The sequence below is a fragment of the Streptomyces sp. PA03-6a genome, from assembly GCF_033792765.1.
In the GTDB taxonomy this organism is placed as follows: Bacteria; Actinomycetota; Actinomycetes; order Streptomycetales; family Streptomycetaceae; genus Actinacidiphila.
Genome location: NZ_JARAVK010000632.1, coordinates 1 through 552, shown reverse-complemented (window position 1 = coordinate 552; position 552 = coordinate 1). Strand labels below are relative to the sequence as shown.

The following is a 552-nucleotide window of genomic DNA, read 5'->3' as shown; positions in this document are numbered from 1 at the left end:
GTCGGGTCCGCCGGGACGGCGCCGGTCCAGTGGTGCACCACGTCGTAGAGGTAGTCGGTGGTGGGGTTCGAGGTGACCTTCAGCTTGACCGGGCCGTGCCCGAGCGAGCCGATGAGGTCGGCGCCCTGGTCGGCGTTGAGGGTGGCCACCGTCAGCGGCGCCGGGCTCTCCGGGCTCCAGGGGCCCTCGTCCCAGGGCTGGAGCCGGCCGATGCCTTCGTTGACGACGACGAGCACCTGCGCGCCCGCCGCCGCCGCGGCTTCCGCCTGTGCCTGGATGCCGGACGGGTCACCGCCCCGCACCACCACGGCCTTGCCGCGGACGTTCGTGCGGGCCAGTTCTGCGGCCGTGCCCTCACCGGCGTAGACCGCCGTGAGCGTCCGGGTGCCGGCCGGCAGCGGCTCGGCCCCGCGCTTGACCAGCGGGTCGGCGTAGGTCCTGGAGGCCGTGCCCACGGTCAGCGCCGGCTGCTCCAGGCGGAAGCGGGCACCGAACTCGAACTCGCCGTCGGTGACCTTCTTGCCGGTCGGGAGCGCCCAGATGCTGTCGTAG

Annotated in this window: 1 pseudogene; it reads right to left on the bottom strand. The window is 74.1% G+C overall.

What is annotated here, in order from left to right:
* Nucleotides 1-552: pseudogene (locus tag PV350_RS46975) on the bottom strand (serine protease); the annotation flags it as partial.